This window comes from Micromonospora sp. CPCC 205558, assembly GCF_036902955.1.
Taxonomy (GTDB): Bacteria; Actinomycetota; Actinomycetes; order Mycobacteriales; family Micromonosporaceae; genus Micromonospora.
Window position 1 is genome coordinate 169,998 of record NZ_JBAKHR010000006.1, and the last position, 25,156, is coordinate 195,153.

Below are 25,156 nucleotides of genomic sequence, written 5' to 3' on the forward strand. Positions count from 1 at the left end.
GCCTCCCAGCGACTCGTCCGCACTACGCATTCCGGCCCACCGGCTCCTTGACGCCCCGCTCGGCGATTTCCTGGGCGGCCTCGAAGTAACTCGTGGCGCCCCGCGAACCGGGATCGTAGGTCATCACCGACTGGCCGTAGCTCGGTGCCTCCGAGACTCGGACGTTGCGGGGGATGACCGCCTGGAGCACCTTGTCGCCGAAGTGGTTCCGGACGTCCTGCTCGACGGCGTCGGCCAACCGGGTCCGACGGTCGTACATGGTCAGCAGGATGGTGGAGACGTCGAGCTTCGGGTTGAGGTGCTGGCGTACCAGGTTGATGTTGTTGATCAGCTGGTTGAGCCCTTCCAGTGCGTAGTACTCGCACTGGATCGGGATCAGCACCTCCTGCGCGGCAACCAGAGCGTTGACCGTGAGCAGACCGAGCGAGGGCGGGCAGTCGATGAAGACGTAGTCGAACTCGCCCGGGTAGGCGGCGATCGCCCGGTCCAGACGCGACTCCCGTGCCACGACCGACACCAACTCGATCTCGGCCCCGGCCAGATCGATGGTCGCGGGTACGCACCACAGGTTGGGGATGCCCTCGACCGCCTGTGCCACCTCGGCCAGAGGCACGCTGTTGATCAGGCAGTCGTACACGTCCGGGATCCCGGTGTGGTGTGGGACGTTGAGCCCGGTCGAGGCGTTGCCCTGCGGGTCGAGGTCGACCACCAGCACCCGGTTGCCGTGCAGGGCGAGCGCCACCGCAAGGTTGACGGTGGTGGTGGTCTTACCCACGCCGCCCTTCTGGTTGGCGACGCACATGACCCGGGTCCGGTCTGGCCGAGGCATGGTCACCTCGCCACTGGGATTCAGGATCTGCACGGCGCGCATCGCCTCCATAGCCAACGGTGGGTCATCCTCTTCGCGCGTCGGGGTTTCACGTGAAACGTACGTGGGGTCGGCCGCCACGGCAGCCAACGACTCGGTCGAAGCGACCGGCGCGTCGGCGACCACGGGCGCGGCGTCCCGAACGACGGCCGCTGTGGGTTGGTGCGGGACCGCCGGCTCGAAGCGAACCGCCGCAGCGGTGTTGCGGCGACCCGAGGTCGACCGCACCTCGGCGGCGTTGACCGGTCGACTCGACGTCTCCGGCGTCCGACGAACACCTGCCGGCTCCGCCACGGCCGAGCCCTCCGGTCGCCCGGCGCCCGACGGCGGGTCGAGCGCTGCCGGCGGATCGCTGTCGGTAGGTCGGTTCGATGGCCCGGTCGCGCCGGGCGACCAGTTCGGGTAGTCGGTTTCACGTGAAACGGGATCGCTGGTTGACCCGGTCACGCGTGGATCGTCGTACCTGCCGTCGTCATGCACCTGTCATCCCTGCCCGCTTCGGATGGTCGGTCCGCGCCCCGGTCAACTTGGCCGCATCCACGCCCGCATCCCGGGAGCGTACGGCCCACGAGAGCGGTCGGAGACCCGCGACGTCCGTCACCCGCTCCACACTATCGACGCGCGGTCAGCCTACGGCGGACGGGCGCGGCCGGTCCACGTCGGGTTCTCATCCCCTCGTCCATCCGTACCGGTACAACGAGGCAACCCACCAGCCGGAAGCCCGATGGCGCGAAGTGTCAACCGCGGCGCGGGCGTCCGCCCCGGGCGCGCTTCTTCGCCGCCGGACGAGCAGGGCCGACCATCCGCTCGCGCACGATCTCCACCACGGTGGTGGGTGGATCGATCACTCCGACGCCGCAGAGCCGCACGGTCGGCTCCCCGCCGCCGAGTCGCGCCACCACCTCGGCGTGCTCCTCGACCTCGGCAGCGGCGGACGAGCCCTTGAGCGCCAACAGACGGCCGCCCCGAACAGCCAGGGGGAGACTCCAGCCGGCCAGCCGATCCAGGGGCGCTACCGCGCGGGCGGTCACCACGTCTCCGCTTATCGGGTCCCGGCCGCTCGATCCGCTGGCCGCCTCGTCGGCCCGGCCGCGGAACACCCGTACCGACTTGGCCAGGCCGAGTCGCTCGACGACCTCGATCAGGAACGACGTCCGTCGGGCGAGCGGCTCGATCAGGGTGACGGTGAGGTCGGGTCGCGCGATGGCCAGGACGAGGCCCGGCAGACCGGCGCCGGAGCCGACGTCGAGCACCGTCGCGCCGGACGGGATCCGCTCGGCGACCGCAGCACAGTTGAGCAGGTGCCGATCCCAGATGCGGGGAGCCTCCCGGGGGCCGATCAGGCCGCGGACCACCCCGTCGGTGGCCAGCAGTTCGGCGTACGCGGCAGCCAGGTCCAGACGATCACCGAAGAGGGTCAGCGCGGCCGGAGCCAGTTCCGGCGGCAACGCCGCGTCGGCCGGTGACGGGGCGGTGTCGCGCCCGGTCGGTTCGGCATCGACGTCGGAGGTGACGGGGCGGACAGCGGACGGCCCGGGCGGCGTGCCGCCCGGGCCGGACACGGCATCGGCCGTGATGTCGTCGTGGGTCACCCGGTCAGTCCGCCGGCCGTACGACGATGCGCCGGTTCGGCTCCACACCCTCGGACTCGCTCGCCACACCCGACATGGCGTTGACGACGTCGTGCACGCACTTGCGCTCGAACGCGGACATCGCCTCCAGCCGGACCGGCTCGCCGTACTCCTTGACCTTCTCGACGGCGTTCTTGGCAACCGCTGCGAGTTCCTTGCGGCGGTTCGCCCGGTAGCCGCCGACGTCGAGCAGCAGACGGCTCGGCGTACCGGTCTGCCGGAAGACGGCGAGGCGGGTCAGCTCCTGGAGCGCCTCCAGGGTGGCCCCGCGCTGACCGACCAGATTCTGCAGGCGCTCGCCGACCACCTCGACCATCGGACGGCCGGCGGAAACCAGCTCGTCGATGTCGCCGTCGTAGTCGAGGATGTCGAGCAGGCCCTCGACGTAGTCAGCGGCGATCTCGCTCTGCCGGAACAGGTCGCCCTCGCCGACAGCCTTCTTCGCCCGGGTGCCACTGCCAGCGGCGGTGTCGGTGTCGTCGTCCGCCTCGGTGTCGTCGGCTTCGGTGTCGTCGCCGTCCACCGCGAGCGTGGCGGTCTCCTCCTCGTCCAGGGACTGCTCGGCGCGGGGGATGCTGGTCTCGGTCACGGTCTCATCTCCGTACTCGCTCGGCCGGACCGTCGGGTCCGACTGGTTTCCCGGGGCCGGCTGGAGGTCGCCGGTGCCCACGGGCACGTCTGTACGGGCAGTGTCGCCCGTGGCCGCGCGGCGCGCGGTCGGTTCCACCCGGCGCCGGCCGTACGGCGGCTGCGCGGTGCGGAACGGGCCGCCACCGGTGGTCCGGCGGCGGCCCTCGTGGATCAGCCCTGCCGCTTGGCGGGGCGGCTCTTCTTCGGGTTGTTCACCGGCTTCGCGCCCGGCTTCGGCCCGGCGACCTTGGGCGCTGCCGCCTTGACCGGCGCCGGCGGGGCCGCCTTGCCACGACCGAACAGGCCACCGGACTTGGCGGGCTGCACCGGGTTACGGGTGGTGGCGGGAGCGGCGGCCTTCTTGGCGGTCACCGGCGGCGGGAACTTCCGCAGCACCCACTGCTGCTGGCCGAGGGTGAAGAGGTTGTTGGTGACCCAGTAGATGATGACGCCGATCGGGAAGATCGCGCCGGAGATCAGCAGCGACGCCGGGATGCCGTAGAGCATCAGTCGCTGGATCATCCGCTGCTGCGGGTCCTCAGCCCAACCGGTCTTGAGGATCATCTGACGGCTGGTCAGGTAGGTGGTCGCGATCATGACCAGCACCAGGACACCAGCAATGATCTTCACAGTGCTGCCGTTGGCACCGAGGCTGGCCAGCTCGTCGGCGGTGGAGCCGAACTTGCCGGCGATCGGGGCGGTGAAGAGCTTCGCCTGCGAGGCGCTCTGGAACTGGTCGGCGGTCCAGCCGTAGAGGGTCTTGTTGCCCTTGTCCGGGTCGAGCCGGCGCAGCACGTGGAAGAGACCCAGGAAGACCGGGATCTGAAGGAACATCGGAAGGCAACCCATCAGCGGGTTGGCCTTCTCCTTCTTGTACAGCTCCATCATTTCTTTCTGGAGCGTCTCCCGGTCACCCTTGTGCTTCTCCTGAAGCTCCTTGACCTTGGGCTGGAGCGCCTGCATCGCCCGCTGCGACTTTATCTGCTTGACGAAGACCGGGAACAGGATCACCCGGACGGTGACCACCAGGAAGATGATGGCCAGGATCCAGGCGAAGTTGGTGCCGATCACCGCGTCGACCGGCACTCCGATGGCGTCCCAGGCCGAGTGCCAGGTCAGCAGGATCCACGAAATCGCGTAGTAGATCCAGTCGAGACTCAGACTCAATTCGGGGCTCCAGTCACATCAGCACGGCGGCGGCCGCCCGGCTCCGGCACCGGGTCATATCCACCAGGGTGAAAGGGGTGGCAGCGCAACAACCGCCGCACCGCCAGCACGGCTCCCCGGAGCGCGCCGTGTCGAGCGACCGCCTCCTGGGCGTACGCACTGCACGACGGGTAGAACCGACAGCGGGCCGGCAGTGCCGGACTTATCCACCGACGGTACGCGACGATGGGCGCAATCAGCACCTTGGCACCGGTTGTCGACGGGCGAGGGCTGGTCTGCTCGGTGCCGCTCATCGGGACCGCCGCTCGCGGGGCGACCGAGCGACCGCGATGGCGGCGTCCAGGTCGGTGGCGAGCCGAGGGTACGACGCCTGCGCGGCGACCGGGAGCGCCCGGACGACCAGGGTGCTGCCGGCGGGCAGGGCGCTCAACCGTTCCCGGACCAGCGCCCGGAGCCGGCGGCGGACCCGGTTGCGGGTCACCGCGTTACCGACCGCCTTGGAGACGACGAAACCGGCACGGGACGGCGCGGACGACTGCTCCGCGCTGTTGTCCCGTGCCGGCTCCGGCGAGGTCGGTGTGTCGGGGTCGACGGTCACCGGCACGGCCAGGTGGACCACGACGGCGCCACGTCCGGCGCGTCGGCCACCGCGAACCGCTGCGGCGAAGTCAGTGCTGCGCCGCAGTCGCTGCGCGGCGGCCAGCACGACTGCCCACGTCCCCTGGACCGGCCCGGTCGGCTCAGGCCGACAGGGTGGTGCGACCCTTGGCGCGACGGCTCGACAGGATGGCACGGCCGGCACGGGTGCGCATGCGCAGCCGGAAGCCGTGGGTCTTCGCGCGCCGGCGGTTGTTCGGCTGGTAGGTGCGCTTGCTCACGTCAGGCTCTCCGTTTTCGTACGCGCCCCGCGCGACGGGATCGCCGGGGTCGTGTGGTGGTCCAGGCCACCTCGACGGTGGCCCACGATCGGTGCTGCCCGGCGGAGCGGGACCTCGACGGTGCGGGGATGCGACCGCGGACAGCAAGCACCCATCACCCTAGCAGAGGGCGAGAAAGCAGCCGTTCCAGCCTACGCAGGGGGGCAATGGCCGTCAAACACCCCGAGCAGCGGAGAACAGGACGCGCCCGAGGCCGGAGGACGGTTTTCGCTGATGCCGACAAGGGCGCCGTCGCGCCGCCGGTTGATGGCGCAGGGACAACGCTGTTACCGTGCCCGATTGCGGTGAGCGTCTTCAAGCTCCGGTCGGCACAGGCAAGACCGGACAAGGCAGTGAATCGTTCGGCACGGTGAACCCGCTTCAGCGCCCGTTCAGGCAGGGGCAGGTCCCACCCCGTCCGGTGGCGGCCACATTTGGTCGGTACACAGGCTGTGGATAACTTGTGGATGACCACCGGTCGATCGTCCGGGTGGGTGTTGTTCCACCCGCGAACGCGGCGGGCCCGGGACGGCCGGCTGGCAGACAGCGGCGGCCGGGAGCAGAAGCGAGGGGGTGGCACGACGGTGGCCGGTACGACCGACCTTGCCGCAGTGTGGTTAGCGGCGACCGACGAGCTCGCCGACGAGATCATCTCCGCCCAGCAGCGTGCCTATCTACGACTGACCCGGCTGCGAGCGATCGTCGAGGACACCGCACTGCTCTCCGTTCCGGACGCCTTCACCCGCGACGTGATCGAGTCACGGCTGCGGCCGGCGATCACCGAGGCGCTCACCCGCCGGCTCGGCCGACCGATCCAGGTCGCGGTCACCGTTCGGGTGGCCGAGGACGCCACCGGCCGACCGGCTGGCACCGTCTACCGCAGCGCTCCGGAGACCGGGCAGCTCGACATCGACGGCCCCGGAGTCGCGCCGTACGACGAGGACCAGGACGCGCGACCGTCGGCCGACGCGATGATCCCGGAGCAGTCACCCGCGCCGCGTACGCCCGATCCGGTGGCGCCGCCCGCGCCGGCGGGTCCGCCGCTCGCCCCGACCGTCGACGGGCACCGCTCGGGGCTGATCCCCGCCAGCAGGGACGGCCAGGAGGCGTTGTTCAGCGCCGCCTTCGCCGAGCCCGTCCGGCCGCCCCGACCGGGCCCGGACCGGCGCGGCTACGACGAACAGGCGGCCCGCCTGGACCCACCCGGCCCGGACACCCGGCCCTACGAGCCCCGCTACCGGGACGACTCGGCGTCGCCACGCGACCAGCATGTGATCCGTTCGCTCCCTCGGGACAGCGGAACGGACAGCGGCCCGGGTCGCAGCGCGGTGGACCACCGGACCGGTGGCCGTGACGATCGCCGGTTGCCCGGAGCCGACACCGGCGGCAACCGGCTCAATCCGAAGTACATGTTTGAGACTTTCGTCATCGGCTCGTCCAACCGCTTCGCCCACGCGGCGAGCGTGGCGGTGGCGGAGTCGCCGGCCAAGGCGTACAACCCGCTGTTCATCTACGGGCACTCGGGGCTGGGCAAGACCCATCTGCTGCACGCCATCGGGCACTACGCCACGACGCTCGGCAACGCCCGCTCGGTCCGGTACGTCTCGACCGAGGAATTCACCAACGACTTCATCAACTCGCTCCGGGACGACAAGACCAGCGCGTTCCAGCGGCGCTACCGCGACGTCGACATCCTGTTGATCGACGACATCCAGTTCCTGGAGAACCGCGAGCGCACCCAGGAGGAGTTCTTCCACACCTTCAACACCCTGCACAACGCCAACAAGCAGATCGTGATCACCTCGGACCGGTCGCCGCGTCAGCTCGCCACCCTTGAGGACCGGATGCGAACCCGGTTCGAGTGGGGGCTGCTGGCCGACATCCAGCCGCCGGATCTGGAGACCCGGATCGCGATCCTGCAGAAGAAGGCGGCCCAGGAGCGGATGTACGCGCCGCCGGACGTGTTGGAGTTCATCGCCTCCCGGGTGTCGAACTCGATCCGGGAACTGGAGGGCGCGCTGATCCGGGTGACCGCGTTCGCCAGCCTGACCCGGTCGACAGTCGAGCTGTCGCTGGCCGAGGAGGTGCTTCGGGACTTCATGCCCGACGGCGCCGGTCCGGAGATCAACGCCGACCAGATCATGGCCTCGACCGCTGACTACTTCGGGGTGAGCCTGGAGGACCTGCGCGGCCAGTCCAGGTCCCGGGTGCTGGTCAACGCCCGCCAGGTGGCCATGTACCTGTGTCGGGAGTTGACCGAGCTGTCGCTGCCCCGGATCGGTCAGGCGTTCGGTGGCCGGGACCACACCACTGTGATGCACGCCGACCGCAAGATTCGTCAGCAGATGGCGGAGCGCCGCTCGCTGTACAACCAGATCGCCGAGCTGACCAACCGGATCAAGCAGAACAGCTGAGGCGTACGACCGCCGTCGCGGCGGTGCACAGCCCGGGACACGCCCGGCCGGATCTCCGGCCGGGCGTTCTTTTTCGGCCGCGGGCTGGACTCTCCACATGGTGTAGACCACAGAATCGAGGCCGTGACCGCCTCGTCCTCCACTCGTTGTCCACAGCTTGTTATCCACCGTCGGTGGATAACTACGGTCCGTCCTTCGCCGGTTACCCACAGGCTGTGGAGAAACCCTGTGTACGAGGCTGTGGACGCCTGGGGACGACGGTCACGTTATCCACCGATCACCTTCAACCTGTGTACGAGCTGTTGAAGGTTCTGGGGATGACGGCAATGGTGATCTTCCCCGCGATCCACAGGCTTGGGGAGAAAGTCGGTGGATTACCGGTGGACAACCGGTGGACAACGGTGGACAACCAGTCGCCGAGGCCGGGCTGTGGACACACCAGCGGGTTTTACCCCGGGTTCTCCACAGCTAAATCACCGGTGGATAACCTGTCTGACCTGCGCAGACCTCGGTTTTCCACAGTTTGCACAGGTGCGATGAAGACGATGAGTTATCTCTTCTAAGAGAACAAAAACCAATCATCACCGTTGGACTTTCTGTGGATCGGGCCGAACGCTGTCGGATCAGCCGGTCAGCACCGACACGATCCATGGGGTCGGGCGCACAGCCGATACCCCCGCGCCCTAAGGTGCGATGGGTACCCGCACGGTCGGGCGGGACGGTAGGCAGCGGTCGGCATGAGAGAGTTGTCGCTGACGTCGACGCGGAGGCATTGATGAAGTTCCGAGTGGAGCGCGACGCGCTCGCCGAGGCTGTGGCGTGGACCGCGAAGAGCCTGCCCAACCGGCCATCCGTACCGGTGCTCGCCGGGGTGATGCTCCGCGTCACCGACGGCAACCTGCGGGTTTCCGGGTTCGACTACGAGGTCTCCAGCCAGGTGACCGTCGAGGTGCAGGGCGACGCCGACGGCGCCGCGCTCGTCTCCGGCCGCCTGCTCGCCGAGATCACCAAGGCGCTGCCGGCCAAGCCGGTCGACATCGCCGCGGTCGGCGCGCACCTCGAGTTGGTCTGCGGCAGCGCCCGGTTCACCCTGCCCACCATGCCGGTGGAGGATTACCCCGCGCTGCCCGAGATGCCGCAGAGCGCCGGCACTGTCGACGCCGCCGCGTTCGCCACAGCGGTGTCCCAGGTGGCCATCGCGGCCGGTCGCGACGAGACGCTGCCGATGATGACCGGGGTCCGGGTCGAGCTGTCCGGCGACACGCTGTCGATGCTCGCCACCGACCGTTACCGGTTGGCGCTGCGCGAGATCCAGTGGCGGCCGGACGACCCCGAGGTGAGCATCAACGCCCTGGTGCCGGCCCGCACCCTGAACGACACCGCCAAGGCCCTCGGTCCGCTGGGCGGCGAGGTCACCCTCGCCCTCGCCCAGGGCGCTGCGGGCGAGGGCATGGTCGGTCTCGCCGGCGGCACCCGACGCACCACCAGCCGGCTGCTCGACGGCGCGAACTACCCACCGGTGCGGTCGCTCTTCCCGGCCACGCACAACGCCGCCGCCCGAGTCCCGGTCAGCACGCTGATCGAGGTGGTCAAGCGGGTCGCGCTGGTCGCCGAACGCACCACGCCGGTGCTGCTCAGCTTCAGCGCCGACGGCCTGGTGGTCGAGGCCGGCGGTTCCGAGGAGGCCCGGGCCAGTGAGGCGATGGAGGCCACCTTCACCGGTGACCCGCTGACCATCGGCTTCAACCCGCAGTACCTCATCGACGGGCTGGCAAACCTGGGCTCCCAGACGGCCGTGCTCTCGTTCGTCGACGCCTTCAAGCCCGCGGTGATCAGTCCCGCCGGCGAGGATGGCGAGGTCATTCCGGGGTATCGGTACCTCATCATGCCGATCCGCGTCTCGCGCTGATCGCGCGCAGCAACACCCAGATCCACGGAGGTAGGAACACATGCAGCTCGGCCTGGTAGGACTCGGCCGTATGGGCGGCAACATGCGGGAGCGGTTGCGTTCGGCCGGGCACGAGGTGGTCGGCTTCGACCACAACGCGCAGATCAGCGACGTCACGTCCCTCGCGGGCCTGGCGGAGAAGCTTGAGTCCCCGCGCGCGGTCTGGGTCATGGTGCCCGCCGGTGTCACCGATGCCACCATCGACGAACTCGCCGAGGTGCTCGGCGAGGGCGACATCATCATCGACGGCGGAAACTCGCGCTTCAGCGACGACGCCCCGCGCGCCGAGCGGCTCAACGAGCTGGGCATCGGCTACATCGACGTCGGGGTCTCCGGTGGCGTCTGGGGCCGGCAGAACGGCTACGGGCTGATGGTCGGCGGCGCCCAGGAGCACGTGGACCGGCTGATGCCGATCTTCAACGCGCTCAAGCCGGAGGGCGAGTTCGGCTTCGTGCACGCCGGCCCGGTCGGCGCCGGGCACTACTCGAAGATGGTGCACAACGGCATCGAGTACGGCCTGATGCACGCCTACGCCGAGGGCTACGAGCTGATGGCCGCCTCGGAGCTGGTGACCAACGTGCCGGGCGTCATCAAGTCCTGGCGGGAGGGCACCGTCGTCCGTTCCTGGCTGCTCGACCTACTGGATCGGGCGCTCGACGAGGACCCGGAGCTGGCCGACCTGAGCGGCTACACGGAGGACACCGGCGAGGGCCGGTGGACGGTCGACGAGGCGGTCCGGCTGGCCGTGCCGTTGAACGTCATCACCGCCTCGCTGTTCGCCCGGTTCGCCTCGCGTCAGGACGACTCGCCCGCCATGAAGGCCGTCTCCGCACTGCGTCAGCAGTTCGGTGGCCACGCCGTGCACAAGCGCTGAGCGGCGTCCACAACCTGTGTACGTTCACCGGCTGGAACTGGTCGACTTCCGCTCGTACGAGCGGGTGGCGGTCGACCTCCAGCCGGGAGCGAACGTCCTGATCGGCGCCAACGGCGTCGGTAAGACCAACCTCGTCGAGGCGCTGGGCTACGTGGCGACCCTGGATTCACACCGGGTCGCCACCGACGCGCCTCTGGTCCGGATGGGCGCCACGTCCGCGGTGATCCGCTGCGCGGTGGTGCACGACGGCCGCGAGCTCCTGGTCGAGCTGGAGATCGTGCCCGGCAAGGCCAACCGGGCCCGGCTGGGGCGGTCACCGGCGCGACGGGCCCGGGACGTGCTCGGGGCGCTCCGGCTCGTGCTCTTCGCCCCGGAGGACCTTGAGCTGGTCCGGGGCGACCCGGGCGAACGCCGCCGCTACCTGGACGACCTCCTGGTCAACCGGCAACCCCGGTACGCGGGCGTGCGGGCCGACTACGAGCGGGTCGTCAAGCAGCGCAACGCCCTGTTGCGTACCGCGTACCTGGCCCGCAAGACCGGGGGGTCTCGGGGCGGTGACCTCGGCACCCTCGCGGTCTGGGACACCCATCTGGCCCAGCACGGCGCCGAGCTGCTCGCCGGCCGCCTGGAGCTGGTGGCCGCGCTCACCCCGCACGTCGCCAAGGCGTACGACGCGGTGGCCGCGGGTCGGGGTGCGGCGAGCATCGCGTACCGGCCCTCGATCGAGCTGGCCGAGCCGACCACCGACCGGGCCGCACTGGCCGAGGCGCTGACGGCGGCCCTGGCCGCGTCCCGCTCCGCCGAGATCGAGCGGGGCACCACCCTGGTCGGCCCACACCGCGACGAGTTGGCGCTGAGTCTCGGTCCACTGCCCGCCAAGGGGTACGCCAGCCACGGCGAGTCGTGGTCGTTCGCCCTCGCGCTGCGGCTGGCCGGGTACGACCTGTTGCGCGCCGACGGCATCGAGCCGGTGCTGGTGCTCGACGACGTCTTCGCGGAGCTGGACACCGGCCGCCGGGAGCGGTTGGCGGAGCTGGTCGGTGGGGCGAGTCAGCTGCTGGTCACCTGCGCTGTGGACGACGACGTGCCGGCCGCCCTGCGCGGCACCCGATACCAGGTCGGCGAAGGGACGGTACGCCGTGTCGGATGAGCCACCCACCAAGCGGTCAGCGGCAGGCGACGACCCGGCTGCGCGTACCCCGAAGGCGGCGGGGGGGTCGACGGGCGGTGAGCCGGCGGCGGCCGCCAGCGGGCCGGAGCTGGCCCGAGCGGTGCTCGACGCGGCGCTGTCCCGTCGGCAGGCGGCGGCCCGGGCCCGGCGTGCCCCCGGCGGTGGCGACGCCGCCGGCGGCTCGGGGCGGCGGTTGCGCGGCTACTCCGGCCCGGGCCCCGACCCCCGTGATCCGCAGCCGCTCGGCGCTGTGCTGAATCGGCTGGTGAAGGCGCGCGGTTGGCAGCAGCCGGCGGCCGAGGCCACCGTGTTCGGTGCCTGGGAGCGGGTCGTCGGCGCGGAGGTCGCGCAGAACAGTCGCCCGGTGAAGTTGGAGAACGGCGAGCTGACCGTGGAGGCGCGCTCGACCGCCTGGGCCACCCAGCTGCGGCTGCTCGCCGGCTCGCTGCTCAAGCAGATCGCCAGCGAGGTCGGTCACAACGTGGTGCGCAAGCTGCACATCCACGGGCCGGCCGCGCCCTCCTGGGGGAAGGGCCCACGCCGGGTACGCGGCCGGGGCCCACGCGACACGTACGGCTGAGCCGCGTCAGCTCAGCCGCGCCGGTCCGCCTCGCGGGCTGCCCGCTTGCGTTCCCGCTGCTCCCGGGTGTGGCGCTTGCGCTCGGCCAGGTCGCGTTTCCACGCCTCGCGGGCCTCGGCCGAACCGCCCTGCACCGCGCCCTGCACCCCCTCGGCGGGGCCGGCGAGGTGTCGGAAGGCCCAACGCATCAACCGACCGCCCTCGCCCGGGGCCCTGGTGCCCGCGCCGTCCTCGCTCATCTGCCGCCTCTTTCCGCGTCGCGTCGTCTCGCCGGATGCCGCCCGTCGCACGAGCAGATAATTGGGCCACCAATGGTTGGTGTACCAATGATCGGTACGATAGTCATCGTGCGGAGAGAGGGCAACCGATGAGCGAACGACCGGACGGCGTCGACCCGCTGGCCCTGGAGCAGCAGGTCTGCTTCGCCCTCTCGGTCGCCGCGCGCAGCGTCGTGGCCGTTTACCGGCCACTGCTGGAACCGATGGGGTTGACCCACCCGCAGTACCTGGTGATGTTGGCGCTCTGGCAACACGCGCCGTTGTCCGGTCGCGATCTCAGTCGCCTGCTCCAGCTCGACCCGGGCACGCTGTCGCCCCTGCTCAAGCGGCTGGAAGCCGCCGGCTACCTGCGCCGGGAACGCGACCCGAGCGACGAGCGCAGCCTCGCCGTCACGCTCACCGCCAGCGGCGCCGCACTACGCAGTCAGGCAGAGCTGATCCCCGCCGCGATCGTGCAGCGACTCGGGCTGCCCGTCGAGGACCTGCAACATCTGCACGCGGTGCTCACCCAGCTGATCACGGCCGCCAACCAACCGGCCGCCTCGGACGTCCGACCCGGCGGCTGAGACGTCCGACCCGGCGGCTCAGACGTCCGCGTAGACGGCGAACCCGCGCTCGGCGCAGCGCCGGTAGAACGCGGCCAGCACGCCCAGCTCGGCGCAGGTGAAGTTCCACTGCGGCGGGTCGCCGCGCTCGTCGCGCAGCGCATCGAGCCGGCTCTCCAGCCAGCGCAGCTGCTGCTCGGCCAACCGGCCGTCACCGAGCAGGGAGCGCAGCACGGTGCTGACCGACTCGAAGGTGACCGCCTCGCCGTTCGCGCGGTGCGCGGCCACGAACCGCTCGATGCCGCTCGCGATCCAGGAGCAGCCGTCCGGGTCGATCACCGGGTCCTCGTCCTCGGCGGCGGCGTCTGTGGCATACAACACACCTTCGAGACCGAGCAGAAGATCCACCAACTCGGTGTACGCGGTCGCCCGGATGGTGCCGGTCTTCGCGATCAGCTCGGCCAGCGCCGCCGTCGGCGCGGAGATGCGTGGCAGGTCGACGATCTCGCCGAAGTCGACGAACTCGGCCGGCGCCACCGGATCGTAGAAGCGGCCGGTCCGCGGCCAGTGCACCGCGACGTTGTCCAGCCCCATCTGTCACCTCTTCAAGAGCACGTGTCGGGTCGATCGAGTCGATCGTCCCGGTTCCAGGCCGTAAAGATCAAGGCTGGTTCCGGGGCGCCGCAAACGTACGGCACGGACGCCCCGGCCGCGACCCCCGACCCGCCCGGGCGCGGGTCAACCCGTTCGGCGGCGGCGCGTGCGATCCGAGCCTGGCGTGTGGGGGGAGTCGTGGGCGATGGGGTTCTGCCGGCTATGGACTTCTCAGCCGCCTCTCTGAGGGTGCCGAGTGGTGGTTCTGTCCTCCGCGCACAGTAGGATTGACAGCGAGACGAAGACTCGGTGCGGGGGCGGGGCCGGTGGCCCAGGTTCATTCTCCACGTCGGGTCGAGCCGATCGCGATCCGCGGGCAACCGCGGCGACCGGCGCGTTCGACCCGTGGTCCGGAGGTCTCCGGCACCGGTCCGCGCGCCGACGTCGCGTCCTGTCCGCCGAACCCGCGCCCGCCGCGCCCTACCGGCGCGGCTGACGCGAGAAAGTGGCCGAGGGTGGCAGCGCAGGACAAGCAGGAGTACGGCGCAGAGTCGATCACCGTTCTCGAGGGGCTGGAGGCCGTCCGCAAGCGGCCCGGTATGTATATCGGGTCCACCGGCGAGCGCGGTCTGCACCACCTCGTCTGGGAGGTCGTCGACAACGCTGTCGACGAGGCGATGGCCGGCTACTGCGACACCATCGACGTGGTGCTGCTCGCCGACGGCGGCGTCCGGGTCACCGACAACGGCCGTGGTTTCCCGGTCGACCTCCACCCGAAGCTCAAGAAGCCGGGTGTCGAGGTCGCGCTGACCGTGCTGCACGCGGGTGGCAAGTTCGACGGCAAGGCGTACGCGGTCTCCGGTGGTCTGCACGGCGTCGGCGTTTCCGTGGTGAACGCGCTGTCGACGAAGATGGCCGTGGTGATCCACAAGTCCGGCTTCGTCTGGCGGCAGCAGTACACCAACTCCAAGCCCAGCCAGCTGGAAAAGGGCGAGACCACCGACAGCACCGGCTCGGCCGTCTCCTTCTGGCCCGACCCGGACGTCTTCGAGACGATCGACTTCGACTTCCAGACCATCTACCGACGCCTGCAGGAGATGGCCTTCCTCAACCGGGGCATCACCATCCACCTGCTCGACGAGCGGGTCCCGGAGGACGAGGAGGGCAAGACCCGCGAGGTCACCTTCCGCTACGACGGCGGTATCGCCGACTTCGTCCGGCACCTCAACGCCTCCAAGAACCCGATGCACAAGACGGTCGTCGAGTTCGAGGCCGAAGAGGAGGGCATGTCCCTCGAGATCGCCATGCAGTGGAACGAGTCGTACGGCGAGTCGGTCTATACCTTCGCCAACAACATCAACACGCACGAGGGCGGCACCCACGAGGAGGGCTTCCGGTCGGCGCTGACCAGCGTCGTCAACCGGTACGGCACCGACAAGAAGCTGCTCAAGGGCGACGAGAAGCTCTCCGGCGAGGACATCCGTGAGGGCTTGGCCGCGATCATCTCGGTCAAGCTGACCAACCCGCAGTTCGAGGGCCAGACCAAGACGAAGCTGGGCAACACCCCGGTGAAGAGCTTCGTGCAGCGGGTCTGCAACGACCGGCTTGTCGACTGGTTCGACCGCAACCCGGCCGAGGCCAAGACGATCATCCAGAAGGCGTCCCAGGCGGCCCGGGCCCGGATCGCCGCCCAGCAGGCGCGCAAGCTGGCCCGACGCAAGTCGCTGCTGGAGTCCGGTTCGATGCCGGGCAAGCTGGCCGACTGCCAGTCGACCGACCCCCGCGAGTCCGAGGTGTTCATCGTCGAGGGTGACTCGGCCGGCGGCTCGGCGAAGCAGGGCCGCGACCCGCGCACGCAGGCGATCCTGCCGATCCGCGGCAAGATCCTCAACGTGGAGAAGGCCCGGATCGACCGGGTGCTGAAGAACAACGAGGTCCAGGCCCTGATCACCGCGCTGGGCACCGGCATCCACGACGACTTCGACATGGAGAAGCTGCGGTACCACAAGGTGGTGCTGATGGCCGACGCGGACGTCGACGGCCAGCACATCCAGACGCTGCTGCTCACCCTGCTGTTCCGCTTCATGCGTCCGCTGGTCGAGATGGGGCACGTCTACCTGGCGGCCCCGCCGCTCTACAAGATCAAGTGGAACAAGAAGGGCGACGACGCCCAGTACGCGTACTCCGACCGCGAGCGGGACGGTCTGATCGCGCTGCGCCAGCAGAAGAAGCCGAACGCCAAGCCGGACGACATCCAGCGCTTCAAGGGTCTCGGCGAGATGAACTATCCGGAGCTGTGGGAAACCACGATGAACCCGGCGACGCGTACCCTGCGTCAGGTCACTCTCGACGACGCGGCGACCGCCGACGAGTTGTTCAGTGTGCTGATGGGTGAGGACGTCGAGGCACGCCGGTCGTTCATTCAGCGCAACGCCAAGGACGTGCGGTTCCTGGACATCTGACGGGCTGCGGTGGGTCGGCCGGGCGCTGCCCGATCGACCCACCGGTCCACAGAGTTATCCACAGCTTGGCCGGTATCCACAGCCGTTATCCACAGCACAAAAACGACTCTGAGTCTGATAAGGGTATACAGTGACCGATTCTCCCGAGTCCACACCGAACGAGCCCGAGGTCCCCGCCGAGGCCATCGCCGCGGTGGTCGCGCACGACCGGATCGAACCGGTCGGGCTCGAGGTGGAGATGCAGCGCTCCTACCTCGACTACGCGATGAGCGTCATCGTCGGTCGCGCGCTGCCGGACGTCCGGGACGGGCTCAAGCCGGTCCACCGCAAGATCCTCTACGCGATGTTCGACTCCGGCTACCGTCCGGACCGCGGGTACGTGAAGTGCTCCCGCGTCGTCGGCGACGTGATGGGTCAGTTCCACCCGCACGGCGACTCAGCGATCTACGACGCGCTGGTCCGGATGGCGCAGCCCTGGTCGCTGCGCTACCCGCTGGTCGACGGCAACGGCAACTTCGGCTCGCCGGGTAACGATCCGGCTGCGGCCATGAGGTACTGTATTTCAGGAAATGTCCGTATTCGTACCGCCGACGGTAGTGTGCGGATCGCGGACGTGGTGGCCGACGCCGCGCCGTCGAGCGAGACCGACATCGACCTCAAGGTCCGCGACCGCAACGGCGACCTGGTCCGCGCCACCAAGTTCTTCCACTCCGGCGAGCACCCGACGCTGCGGCTGCGCACCCGCGAGGGGTACGAGCTGACCGGCACCCACAACCACCCGGTGCTCTGCCTGGTGGACGTGGCCGGCGTGCCGACCCTGCTGTGGAAGCTGCTCGCCGAGATCTCGCCCGGTGACCGGGTAGTGCTTCAGCGCTCGGTGCCGGACGAGATCGGCTACCCGATGCTGGAGCACGTCGAGGCGGCTGTCCTCGCTGGCGCGCTCGTCAGCGAGGGTTGGATTTCCGACCAGTGGGTCGAGTTCGCCAACGTCGACCGGGATTTCTTCACCCGCGTGGTGGCGGCCTTCGACCTGGCCGTCGGTGGTAAGCGCTGGTTCGGCGAGGAAGTTCTGCCCTCGGGGAAGACCCTGCATCGCGTTCGTGCCAGCATTCGGCAGTTTGCGACGACAGCCCTCGGCGAGCTGGTCGGCGCCCGGAGCGCCGCGAAGTTCGTACCCGAGTTCGTCTGGCAGGGTCCGGCCGCGGTCAAGCGGTCCTTCCTCCAGGCGCTCTTCGAGGGCGACGGCTCGTCCTCGCTGCTGCCGCGCAACACCATCCAGATCTCGTACTCGACGCGCAGCGAGCGGTTGGCGGCCGAGGTCCAGCAGTTGCTGCTGGAGTTCGGCGTGATCAGCCGGCAGACCCGCTATGACGACGGCGAGATCAAGGTCGTGGTGACCAACCGCCGCGACGCCCGGATCTTCGCAGCGCACGTCGGTTTCCTCGGCAGTAAGCAGGCCAAGCTGGAGGCCGAGCTGGCCCAGGTGCCGGCGAGCAGCACCGCGCTCTCCAGCGACCACGTGCCGCTGGTCGGCGACTTCATCCGCGAGCACGGCGCGCAGCGCTGGACCGAGCGGGACTGGCTGCGCCGGCACAACGTGGACCGGGTGGAGCGCTGGGAGCGGGACCGCGACGAGATCGCCGCCCGGATCACCAACACCGAGGTGCTCGACGTGGTCGAGCCGCTGGTCGACGGCCGCTTCTACTACGCCGAAGTGGCGCAGATCACCGACGCTGGCGTCCAGGCGGTCTACAGCGTTCGGGTCGACACCGACGACCATTCGTTCGTCTCCGACGGTTTCGTCAGCCACAACACCGAGTGCAAGCTCGACCCGCTGGCCATGGAGATGCTGCGGGACATCGACGAGGACACCGTCGACCTGCAGGACAACTACGACGGCCGGGCCAAGGAGCCCACCATCCTGCCGTCGCGGATCCCCAACCTGTTGGTGAACGGCTCCGAGGGCATCGCGGTCGGCATGGCCACCAAGATCCCGCCGCACAACCTGCGCGAGATCGGCGCGGCGGTGCAGTGGTGCCTGGAGCACCCGGAGGAGGACGAGGAGACCACCCTCGAAGCCCTGCTCGGCATCGTCAAGGGCCCGGACTTCCCGACCCACGGCCTGATCGTGGGCACGACCGCGATCCAGGACGCGTACCGCACGGGTCGCGGCTCGATCCGGATGCGCGCCGTGGTGGAGGTCGAGGAGGACAAGCGGGGCCGCCCCTGCCTGGTCGTCAGCGAGCTGCCCTACCAGGTCAACCCGGACAACCTCGCCGAGCGGATCGCCGAGCTGATCAAGGAGGGCAAGCTCGCCGGGATCGCCGACATCCGCGACGAGTCCTCCGGGCGTACCGGCATGCGGATTGTGCTGGTGCTCAAGCGCGACGCGGTCGCGAAGGTCGTGCTGAACAACCTCTACAAGCACACCCAGCTCCAGGAGACCTTCGGCGCCAACATGCTGGCCCTGGTCGACGGGGTGCCGCGCACGCTCAACCTGGCGCAGTTCATCCGCTACTACGTCGAGCACCAGATCGACGTGATTCGCCGGCGGACAGCGTTCCGGCTGCGCAAGGCCGAGGAGCGGGCACACATCCTGCGCGGTCTGGGCAAGGCGCTGGACGCGCTGGACGAGGTCATCGCCCTGATCCGGCGCTCGCCGACCGTCGACGACGCGCGACAGGGCCTGATCCGGCTGCTGGAGATCGATGAAATCCAGGCGACCGCGATCCTGGACATGCAGCTGCGCCGGCTCGCCGCGTTGGAGCGGCAGCGGATCGTGGACGACCTGGCCAAGCTCGAGCTGGAAATCGCCGACCTCAAGGACATCCTCGCCAAGCCGGAGCGGCAGCGGAAGATCGTCTCGGAGGAGCTGGGCGAGATCGTCGCCAAGTGGGGCGACGACCGCCGGACGCAGATCATCCCGTTCGACGGCGAGGTCTCGATGGAGGACCTCATCGCCCGCGAGGACGTGGTCGTCACCATCACCCGGACCGGGTACGCCAAGCGGACCAAGGTCGATCTGTACCGCTCGCAGCGGCGCGGCGGTAAGGGCGTCAGTGGCGCCACGTTGCGGCAGGACGACATCGTCAGCCACTTCTTCGTATGCTCGACCCACGACTGGATCTTGTTCTTCACGAACAAGGGCCGTGTCTACCGGGCCAAGGCGTACGAGTTGCCGGAAGCCAGTAGGGTGGCCAAGGGCCAACACGTGGCCAATCTGCTCGCCTTCCTACCCGACGAGCAGATCGCGCAGATCATTGAGATCCCGAACTACCAGGTAGCCCCCTATCTGGTACTGGCCACGAAGAACGGCCTGGTGAAGAAGACGCGGCTCGAGGAGTTCGACTCCAACCGTTCCGGCGGCATCATCGCGATCAACCTGCGCGATGAGGACGAGCTGGTCGGTGCTGCGCTGGTTGCCCCGGAGAACGACCTGCTGCTGGTCTCGAAGAAGGCACAGGCGATCCGGTTCAACGCCTCGGACGAGGCGTTGCGGCCGATGGGCCGGGCCACCTCGGGTGTGATCGGCATGCGCTTCACGGACGACGACGTCCTGCTCGCCATGGAGGTCGTGCGGGAAGGTTTGGACGTTCTGGTGGCCACGAACGGGGGATATGCCAAGCGCACCCCGATCGAGGAATACCCGGTGCAGGGCCGGGGAGGTAAGGGCGTGTTGACTGCGAAGATCACCGAACGGCGCGGTGGTCTGGTTGGCGCGGTGGTGATCGATCCGGACGACGAGCTGTTCGCGATCACCAGCAATGGTGGTGTCATTCGGACTCCGGTGAAGCCTGTACGCCGTACGCGTGACCGGAACACAATGGGGGTCAAGCTGATGGACCTCCCGGACGGCGTGACTATCGTGGCGATTGCTCGCAATGCCGACGAGCCTGACGAACAGGACTAGTTGAATGACGGAGACACAGGCGAAGTCGGGGAACACGGGGACCTCGGCCAACCCGGTCGACGAGGAGGCCGCCAAGGGCGGCACACCAGCGACCGGCCGCGCGGCCGTAGGCCGGGCGACGGTCCCCGCCGATGCGCCTGCCCCGAAGTTCACCAGGGCTCCAGGTATGACGCCCCCACCTGAGCAGACGGGCGAGGACGGCGGGTCGGGCGACAAGTCCGAGGCGTCGTCAAGCGCCGAGACGCCGACGTCGGCCGTGGCCAATCCTCCGGGGCCGGCGACGACACCGTCGGCCCGTCCGGCGACCACCCAGCCGATCGGTGTCCGGCCCGGCCAGGCGGCGTCGACCGGGTCCACCGGCACCCAGCCGCGGATCACACCCGGCATGACCCAGCCGCAGCCGGACCCGGCGCGTGCCACCGCCCCTGCCGGCCGTCCGGCCAGCGGCGGTGGCCTGCCACCGGGGATCGGCAACCCGTCCGCCGTCGGGGCGGCACGGGTCGGTGACGCGGTGCGTGCGGCGCGTACGTCGGTCAGCTCGGCCGCGTCCCGCGGACCACGCCGGGCCCGGCTGAACCTGAAGCGGATCGACCCGTGGTCCGTGATGAAGTTCGCATTCGCGGTGTCGGTGGTGCTCTTCATCGTCGTGGTGGTCGCCACCTCGGTGCTCTACCTGGCGCTGGACGCGATGGGTGTGTTCCAGAGCGTCAACGAGAGCCTGAGCGACCTGGTCAACGCCGGCGGTGGGCAGAGCACCAGCGGCTTCCAGATCACCGCCAAGGGCGTGATCCTCAGCTCGGCGCTGATCGGCCTGGTCAACGTGGTGCTGTTCACCGCGCTGGCCACGCTTGGCGCGTTCGTCTACAACGTCTGCGCTGACCTTGTTGGCGGGATCGAGCTGACCCTCGCCGAGCGGGACTGAGCCACCGGGGCGCCGGAGCACCGCGGAATGCGGTCGCTCCGGCGTCCCGTACTCGGGTAGGTTTTGGAGGCGACGGCGGGCCCCGGCTCGCAGGCTCGGACCCCGATTTGGGGCCGGCAGAGCGGATGGGTTAATCTTGCTCGTCGCAACGCGGGGCTATAGCTCAGTCGGTTAGAGCGCAGAGCTGATAACTCTGAGGTCGATGGTTCGATTCCATCTAGCCCCACCGCATGTCGTCCGACGATAGTCGAGCGCGAGGGGTCGCCCCATGTTCAAGAAGCTGCTGATTCTGGCTGGCGTCGTCGGTGTGGCCGCCGTCGTGTTCAACAAGATCAAGGCCTCGAACGACGAGCGTGCCCTGTGGCACGAGGCGACCACCGCGCCCGACCTGCGCTGACGGTCTGCCTGCGGCGAGCGATAGTCGCCGCGGCACTCACGGGGCCCTAGCTCAACTGGCAGAGCACTGCCTTTGCAAGGCAGGGGTTAGGGGTTCGAGTCCCCTGGGCTCCACCAAGCTCCGGTGCAGGTCACCGGGCGTCTTCCCTCGTGATTCCGGATTGTCGGATCGACGGTCATCCTTATTCGTCAGCGAATCGGACAAGCCCTCCCGCGCGCTTGCGCTGTGCGGGTAGCCGCATCAGCAAGACTGGCGACAGAGGTTGGTAGTCGTTGACAGGACGGCAACGTCTTGGACGTAGACACCACTCGCTGACCTTCCGGAACAACCGTTGGTCAGCTTGAGCCGCCTTTGTCAGCACGGCTCGTACAGCAGTAGCGCCTTACCGGTCCAGCGCGCTGCCGAGCCGCTTGAGCGCGTCGCGGGTGGCCGCCGAGGACACCACCGTGTAGATCTCCATGGTGATGGCGAACTGCGCGTGCCGGAGGATCTGCATCGCCACCCGGGGGTGGACGTCCAGGTCGGCCAGGAGCGAGGCGCAGACGTCCGGCGTCTCGCACGGTGATCCGCCGGACTTCGGACTCGTCCAGCGGGTCAAGCGGGCTTGGCCTGCAAGATCGTCGTCGGATGCGCGTCGGCGAGTTTACGGACCAGGGCGCTGTGAAATCCCGGGCTGCTCCGCTCGCCGTCGGATGGCAAGCTCATGCCTCATGATCCATGACTTCGCTAAGGACTATCTGCACCGCCAGCTCAGGTCGAGACGTCAGGCGCTGATCTGGAAGCTCGGTGGGGACGCCGTGAGAAGTCCGGATCGCGTGGAGGTTCGCCCGTGAGGGCGGTCATCGTCGCGGCCGCGGTCGCGTTCATCATCTCCCTGTTCGGCACGCCGGTGGCGATTCGCGTCTTCACCGCGCTCAAGGCAGGCCAGCCGATCCGATCCATCGGGCTCGCCAGCAACCAGGGCAAAAAGGGGACGCCCACGATGGGCGGCGTCGTCTTCATCGTGGCGACCGTCTTCGCCTACGTCGCCGGGCACATCGCCCTGACCACCCTGCCCGAGCGGCAGATCGCGCAGGAGGGCCCGACGATGACGGCCCTGGTGCTACTCGGCCTGTTCGTCTTCTGCGGCGCGGTCGGCTTCTTCGACGACTTCCTCAAGGTGCGCCAGCGCAACTCCGACGGACTGTCCGCCAAAGGCAAGCTGCTCGGCCAGGCCATCGTCAGCGCAGGCTTCGGCATCGCCGCGCTCTACGTGCCGAGCACCAACGGCCAGACCGTGGCCAGCGAGCACATCTCGCTCATCCGCGACATCAGCTGGCTCGACGTCGGCAAGGTCGGCGCAGTCATGGTCATCGTCTTCGTGATTACGGCGATGTCGAACGGCGTGAACCTCACCGATGGCCTCGACGGCCTGGCCACCGGCGCGTCGATCCTGGTGCTCGGCGCGTACGCGCTGATCGGCTTCTGGCAGTACCGGCACTGGTGCGCCGACGACGCGTACGGCCGCGTGAACGACTACTGCTACCAGGTCCGGGATCCCCTGGAGGTCGCCATAATCGCGGCGGCGGCGGCCGCCGCCTGCGTGGGCTTCCTGTGGTGGAACACGTCCCCGGCGCGGATCTTCATGGGTGACGTGGGCGCGCTCGGACTCGGCGGCCTGATCGGCGGGCTCGCGGTGGTAACCCGCACCACGCTGCTGTCGATCCTGATCGGCGGTCTCTTCGTCATCATCACGGTCACCTGGGTGATCCAGATCGTCTCGTTCCGGACTACCGGTAAACGCGTCTTCCGGATGGTGCCGTTGCACCACCACTTCGAGCTGGCCGGATGGAGCGAGGTCAACATTGTGGTCCGCTTCTGGATCATTGCCGGCGTCTGCGTGGCGGTCGGCCTGGGCCTGTTCTACTCGGATTTTCTGGCGGTCGTTGGATAAGAGCCACGCGACAAGCCTTGTCGCGCCACCGACGGTGATCCACCTGGCAGCCTGGTTCCCCAACCGGTTGCCAGCTGATCATTCGAGCATGACAGCGGGCCGTGAGCTACGCGGAGTTTCGGGGTGGCTGTGACCGAAGCTGTTTGGGTACCTCTTGCCTCCGGCGTTCCCGCCCTCCGTCAGCAAGACGTCACCGAGACGCGCAACAACGGCCGACAACCGCCGGCACAAGACAGCAAGGTTCTTGACGCCAGCGCAATCCGCCGGCACCTATCGGCAAGCGCCCAATCCATGGAGTCGCCTTTGCAAGGCACTGTTAGGGGTTCGAGTCCCCTGGGCTCCACCAGCACTTTCACCGGTTGATCTCGGTCCCGAGTACAGCCATTCGTACAGCCAAGCGGTCACGCCGTCCCCTCCTAGTCGAGAATCCGGTCAATGGCCGAGGCAGCCTGACGAGCCCGCGCCGGCAGAACGTGGCGAAGGCGTACCCCAGGTCGTGCAGGTGCAGCCAATCCAGCCGGCCGCCGCGCGGGGTGCCCGAAGCGCCGGTTGACGTTCCGCGGCTCCATCGCGGTGCCGATGGTGCGGGCGAAGACCAAGGCGGCCCGCAAGCGGGCCGCGCCGGCATGGCCCCGGCCTGCTGGCGACCTCCGCCGGCCCGGCCACACTGTGGGGACACAAGACCCTGAAGACCCTGGCCGTTCTACGACTGCCCGACGAGGAGATCCGCTTGAATCCGCAGGCGCTTGGGCCGCAGGCACTAGAGCCTTGCTGTAGCCGAGCGAGAGGAGCCCTCTCTGCCTGTGCGAATCATGGTGCTGAGCTTCGCTAGCCTCTGCACGTGATCTTCTACCGCGCTACCGCCCCCGCAGACCTCGACCGCGTGACCCCGTGGATCGTGACCGAGCCCGTTGAGTGGATCCCCGCCGACCGTTACCTGGCCGAACTGGCCGAGGACATGTACCGGCCGGAATGGACATGGATCGCCGAGCACGACGGCCAGGTCGTGGGACGGGCATTGTGGTGGGGGCCGAGGGGCAGCCTGTATCCGGTCGCGCTTGACTGCCTCGACGTGGATCCTGCCGTGGGTGACCGCGCCGTTGTCGCCACCGAGCTGATCAGGGCGGCGCTGGCCGGGTTCCCGGAGCCGGTGCAGTACCAGATCAAGGTCACCGGAGGCTGGCGTGACGATCCGGCTATTTCGGCTGCGGTGGAGTGGCGGCGGGCGGCGGCGTACGCGGCGGGCCTCACCCGGGAGGTGGAGCGGCTGCAGTTCGAGTGGGCGCCAGCCGACGGGGTGCCCACCGCGGCCGGCAGGCTGCGGTTCGCCGAGGCCTCCGACGAGGAGTTCCTCGCGGTGTTTAGGAGAATCGCCGAGGGGAGCCTGGATGCCCAGACCCGTGCGAACCTGGCCGCCAAGGGCATGGACGCGACCGCGCGCGAAGAAATGGACTTCTATCTCAGGGCGCCGGGCAAGCGGGAGTGGTGGCGGATCGCCTACACGCGCGAGGGCGAGGTGGCCGGCATGGCGATTCCCTCCGCGACTCAGTACAACGTGAACGTCGGCTATCTCGGGGTGGTGCCGGAGTTCCGCGGGCGCGGCTACGTGGACGAGGTGCTCGCCGAGATCACGCGCTTTCACGCGACCAACGGGGAGTCGCGCATCACCGCCACCACCGACATGGGCAACGCGCCTATGGCGGCCGCTTTCGGTCGCGCCGGATACCGCAACACGGGGATCCGGATCAACCTTTCCAACGACGTCCAGCCCTAGACGAGGAAAGGTCGGTGCCGACATTGCAACGCACGAGCTCGGACCGCCTTGCCCAAGCTACGGATCAGAAGGTGGCTGTACAGCCATTCGTACACCGCCGGTGAGCTGCACCGAAGCTGAGTTCGAGATCATCGGGCCCAC

General features: G+C 69.0%; 20 protein-coding genes, 2 tRNA genes and 2 pseudogenes. 14 read left to right on the plus strand and 10 right to left on the minus strand.

All coding sequences use genetic code 11. From position 1 onward, the window contains the following. Positions 1-22: 22 nt before the first annotated feature. The 7 genes from V6U86_RS08120 to rpmH form a co-directional block, all read right to left on the minus strand. Complete coding sequence (locus V6U86_RS08120; RefSeq protein WP_442934907.1) at positions 23-1,096, minus strand: ParA family protein; 1,074 nt, start codon at positions 1,094-1,096, stop codon at positions 23-25. A 509-nt stretch (positions 1,097-1,605) separates the two neighbouring features. Beyond that, positions 1,606-2,460, minus strand: a complete 855-nt coding sequence (rsmG, locus tag V6U86_RS08125; protein WP_334500311.1) for a 16S rRNA (guanine(527)-N(7))-methyltransferase RsmG — start codon at positions 2,458-2,460, stop codon at positions 1,606-1,608. A 4-nt stretch (positions 2,461-2,464) separates the two neighbouring features. Then, a complete protein-coding gene (locus tag V6U86_RS08130; protein WP_334500313.1) occupies positions 2,465-3,088 on the minus strand; it encodes a Jag family protein in 624 nt (207 codons plus the stop codon). Between the two features lie 212 nt (positions 3,089-3,300). Further along, positions 3,301-4,290: a membrane protein insertase YidC gene (gene yidC / locus V6U86_RS08135; RefSeq protein ID WP_334500812.1), complete on the minus strand. Its 990-nt coding sequence runs from the start codon at positions 4,288-4,290 to the stop codon at positions 3,301-3,303. A 2-nt stretch (positions 4,291-4,292) separates the two neighbouring features. Next, complete coding sequence (yidD, locus tag V6U86_RS08140) at positions 4,293-4,589, minus strand: membrane protein insertion efficiency factor YidD (RefSeq protein WP_334500315.1); 297 nt, start codon at positions 4,587-4,589, stop codon at positions 4,293-4,295. Then, complete coding sequence (gene rnpA, locus V6U86_RS08145; RefSeq protein ID WP_334500317.1) at positions 4,586-5,002, minus strand: ribonuclease P protein component; 417 nt, start codon at positions 5,000-5,002, stop codon at positions 4,586-4,588. Before rnpA ends, yidD begins: the two co-directional genes overlap by 4 nt. A gap of 34 nt (positions 5,003-5,036) precedes the next feature. Then, on the minus strand, positions 5,037-5,174 hold the full coding sequence (rpmH, locus tag V6U86_RS08150) for a 50S ribosomal protein L34 (protein ID WP_007453904.1): 138 nt from the start codon (positions 5,172-5,174) through the stop codon (positions 5,037-5,039). Between the two features lie 506 nt (positions 5,175-5,680). On the opposite strand from rpmH, the gene dnaA reads away from it, so the two are divergent. The 5 genes from dnaA (at position 5,681) to V6U86_RS08175 (ending at position 12,200) form a co-directional block, all read left to right on the plus strand. Next, the gene (gene dnaA, locus V6U86_RS08155) at positions 5,681-7,627 is read left to right on the plus strand and encodes a chromosomal replication initiator protein DnaA (RefSeq protein ID WP_442934897.1); all 1,947 of its coding nucleotides are present in this window, start codon (positions 5,681-5,683) and stop codon (positions 7,625-7,627) included. Between the two features lie 775 nt (positions 7,628-8,402). Next, on the plus strand, positions 8,403-9,536 hold the full coding sequence (gene dnaN, locus V6U86_RS08160) for a DNA polymerase III subunit beta (protein ID WP_130405841.1): 1,134 nt from the start codon (positions 8,403-8,405) through the stop codon (positions 9,534-9,536). Positions 9,537-9,576: 40 nt separating this feature from the next. After that, positions 9,577-10,449 carry a phosphogluconate dehydrogenase (NAD(+)-dependent, decarboxylating) gene (gene gnd / locus V6U86_RS08165; RefSeq protein ID WP_334500329.1) on the plus strand — a complete coding sequence of 291 codons (873 nt, stop codon included), beginning with the start codon at positions 9,577-9,579 and terminating at the stop codon, positions 10,447-10,449. Between the two features lie 16 nt (positions 10,450-10,465). Further along, positions 10,466-11,599 carry a DNA replication/repair protein RecF gene (recF, locus tag V6U86_RS08170; RefSeq protein ID WP_334500331.1) on the plus strand — a complete coding sequence of 378 codons (1,134 nt, stop codon included), beginning with the start codon at positions 10,466-10,468 and terminating at the stop codon, positions 11,597-11,599. Continuing rightward, positions 11,589-12,200, plus strand: coding sequence for a DUF721 domain-containing protein (locus tag V6U86_RS08175; protein ID WP_334500333.1), 612 nt, complete (start codon positions 11,589-11,591; stop codon positions 12,198-12,200). The genes recF and V6U86_RS08175 overlap by 11 nt, the downstream gene beginning before the upstream one ends. 11 nt (positions 12,201-12,211) lie before the next feature. Here the strand turns inward: V6U86_RS08175 and V6U86_RS08180 are convergent, their stop codons facing one another. Further along, on the minus strand, positions 12,212-12,439 hold the full coding sequence (locus tag V6U86_RS08180; RefSeq protein WP_334500335.1) for a hypothetical protein: 228 nt from the start codon (positions 12,437-12,439) through the stop codon (positions 12,212-12,214). A 128-nt stretch (positions 12,440-12,567) separates the two neighbouring features. On the opposite strand from V6U86_RS08180, the gene V6U86_RS08185 reads away from it, so the two are divergent. Continuing rightward, complete coding sequence (locus tag V6U86_RS08185; protein WP_334500338.1) at positions 12,568-13,044, plus strand: MarR family winged helix-turn-helix transcriptional regulator; 477 nt, start codon at positions 12,568-12,570, stop codon at positions 13,042-13,044. On the opposite strand, the pseudogene V6U86_RS08190 reads toward V6U86_RS08185, so the two are convergent. Then, positions 13,038-13,617, minus strand: a pseudogene (locus tag V6U86_RS08190) (hypothetical protein); the annotation flags it as partial. The gene V6U86_RS08185 and the pseudogene V6U86_RS08190 sit on opposite strands and share 7 nt — an antisense overlap. A gap of 515 nt (positions 13,618-14,132) precedes the next feature. Here V6U86_RS08190 and gyrB point away from each other — a divergent pair. The 6 genes from gyrB to V6U86_RS08220 all read left to right on the plus strand — a co-directional run bounded on the left by gyrB (position 14,133) and on the right by V6U86_RS08220 (position 21,424). After that, positions 14,133-16,079: a DNA topoisomerase (ATP-hydrolyzing) subunit B gene (gene gyrB / locus V6U86_RS08195; protein ID WP_334500342.1), complete on the plus strand. Its 1,947-nt coding sequence runs from the start codon at positions 14,133-14,135 to the stop codon at positions 16,077-16,079. A gap of 130 nt (positions 16,080-16,209) precedes the next feature. Then, positions 16,210-19,989 (plus strand): intein-containing DNA gyrase subunit A, encoded by a 3,780-nt coding sequence (gene gyrA / locus V6U86_RS08200; RefSeq protein WP_442934898.1) that lies wholly within the window; start codon positions 16,210-16,212, stop codon positions 19,987-19,989. Positions 19,990-19,993: 4 nt separating this feature from the next. Further along, the gene (locus tag V6U86_RS08205; protein ID WP_334500345.1) at positions 19,994-20,911 is read left to right on the plus strand and encodes a DUF3566 domain-containing protein; all 918 of its coding nucleotides are present in this window, start codon (positions 19,994-19,996) and stop codon (positions 20,909-20,911) included. 152 nt (positions 20,912-21,063) lie between these two features. Continuing rightward, positions 21,064-21,137, plus strand: a tRNA-Ile gene (locus V6U86_RS08210). A 42-nt stretch (positions 21,138-21,179) separates the two neighbouring features. After that, positions 21,180-21,308 (plus strand): DLW-39 family protein, encoded by a 129-nt coding sequence (locus V6U86_RS08215; RefSeq protein WP_209444550.1) that lies wholly within the window; start codon positions 21,180-21,182, stop codon positions 21,306-21,308. 40 nt (positions 21,309-21,348) lie between these two features. Then, positions 21,349-21,424 (plus strand) — tRNA-Ala (locus tag V6U86_RS08220). Positions 21,425-21,690: 266 nt separating this feature from the next. Here V6U86_RS08220 and V6U86_RS08225 read toward each other — a convergent pair. Then, positions 21,691-21,883, minus strand: a pseudogene (locus tag V6U86_RS08225) (site-specific integrase); the annotation flags it as partial. 254 nt (positions 21,884-22,137) lie between these two features. Here V6U86_RS08225 and mraY point away from each other — a divergent pair. Both mraY and V6U86_RS08235 read left to right on the plus strand, forming a co-directional pair. Continuing rightward, complete coding sequence (gene mraY, locus V6U86_RS08230) at positions 22,138-23,241, plus strand: phospho-N-acetylmuramoyl-pentapeptide-transferase (RefSeq protein WP_334500349.1); 1,104 nt, start codon at positions 22,138-22,140, stop codon at positions 23,239-23,241. 841 nt (positions 23,242-24,082) lie between these two features. Beyond that, the gene (locus tag V6U86_RS08235; protein ID WP_334500351.1) at positions 24,083-25,015 is read left to right on the plus strand and encodes a GNAT family N-acetyltransferase; all 933 of its coding nucleotides are present in this window, start codon (positions 24,083-24,085) and stop codon (positions 25,013-25,015) included. Positions 25,016-25,156 lie beyond the last annotated feature (141 nt).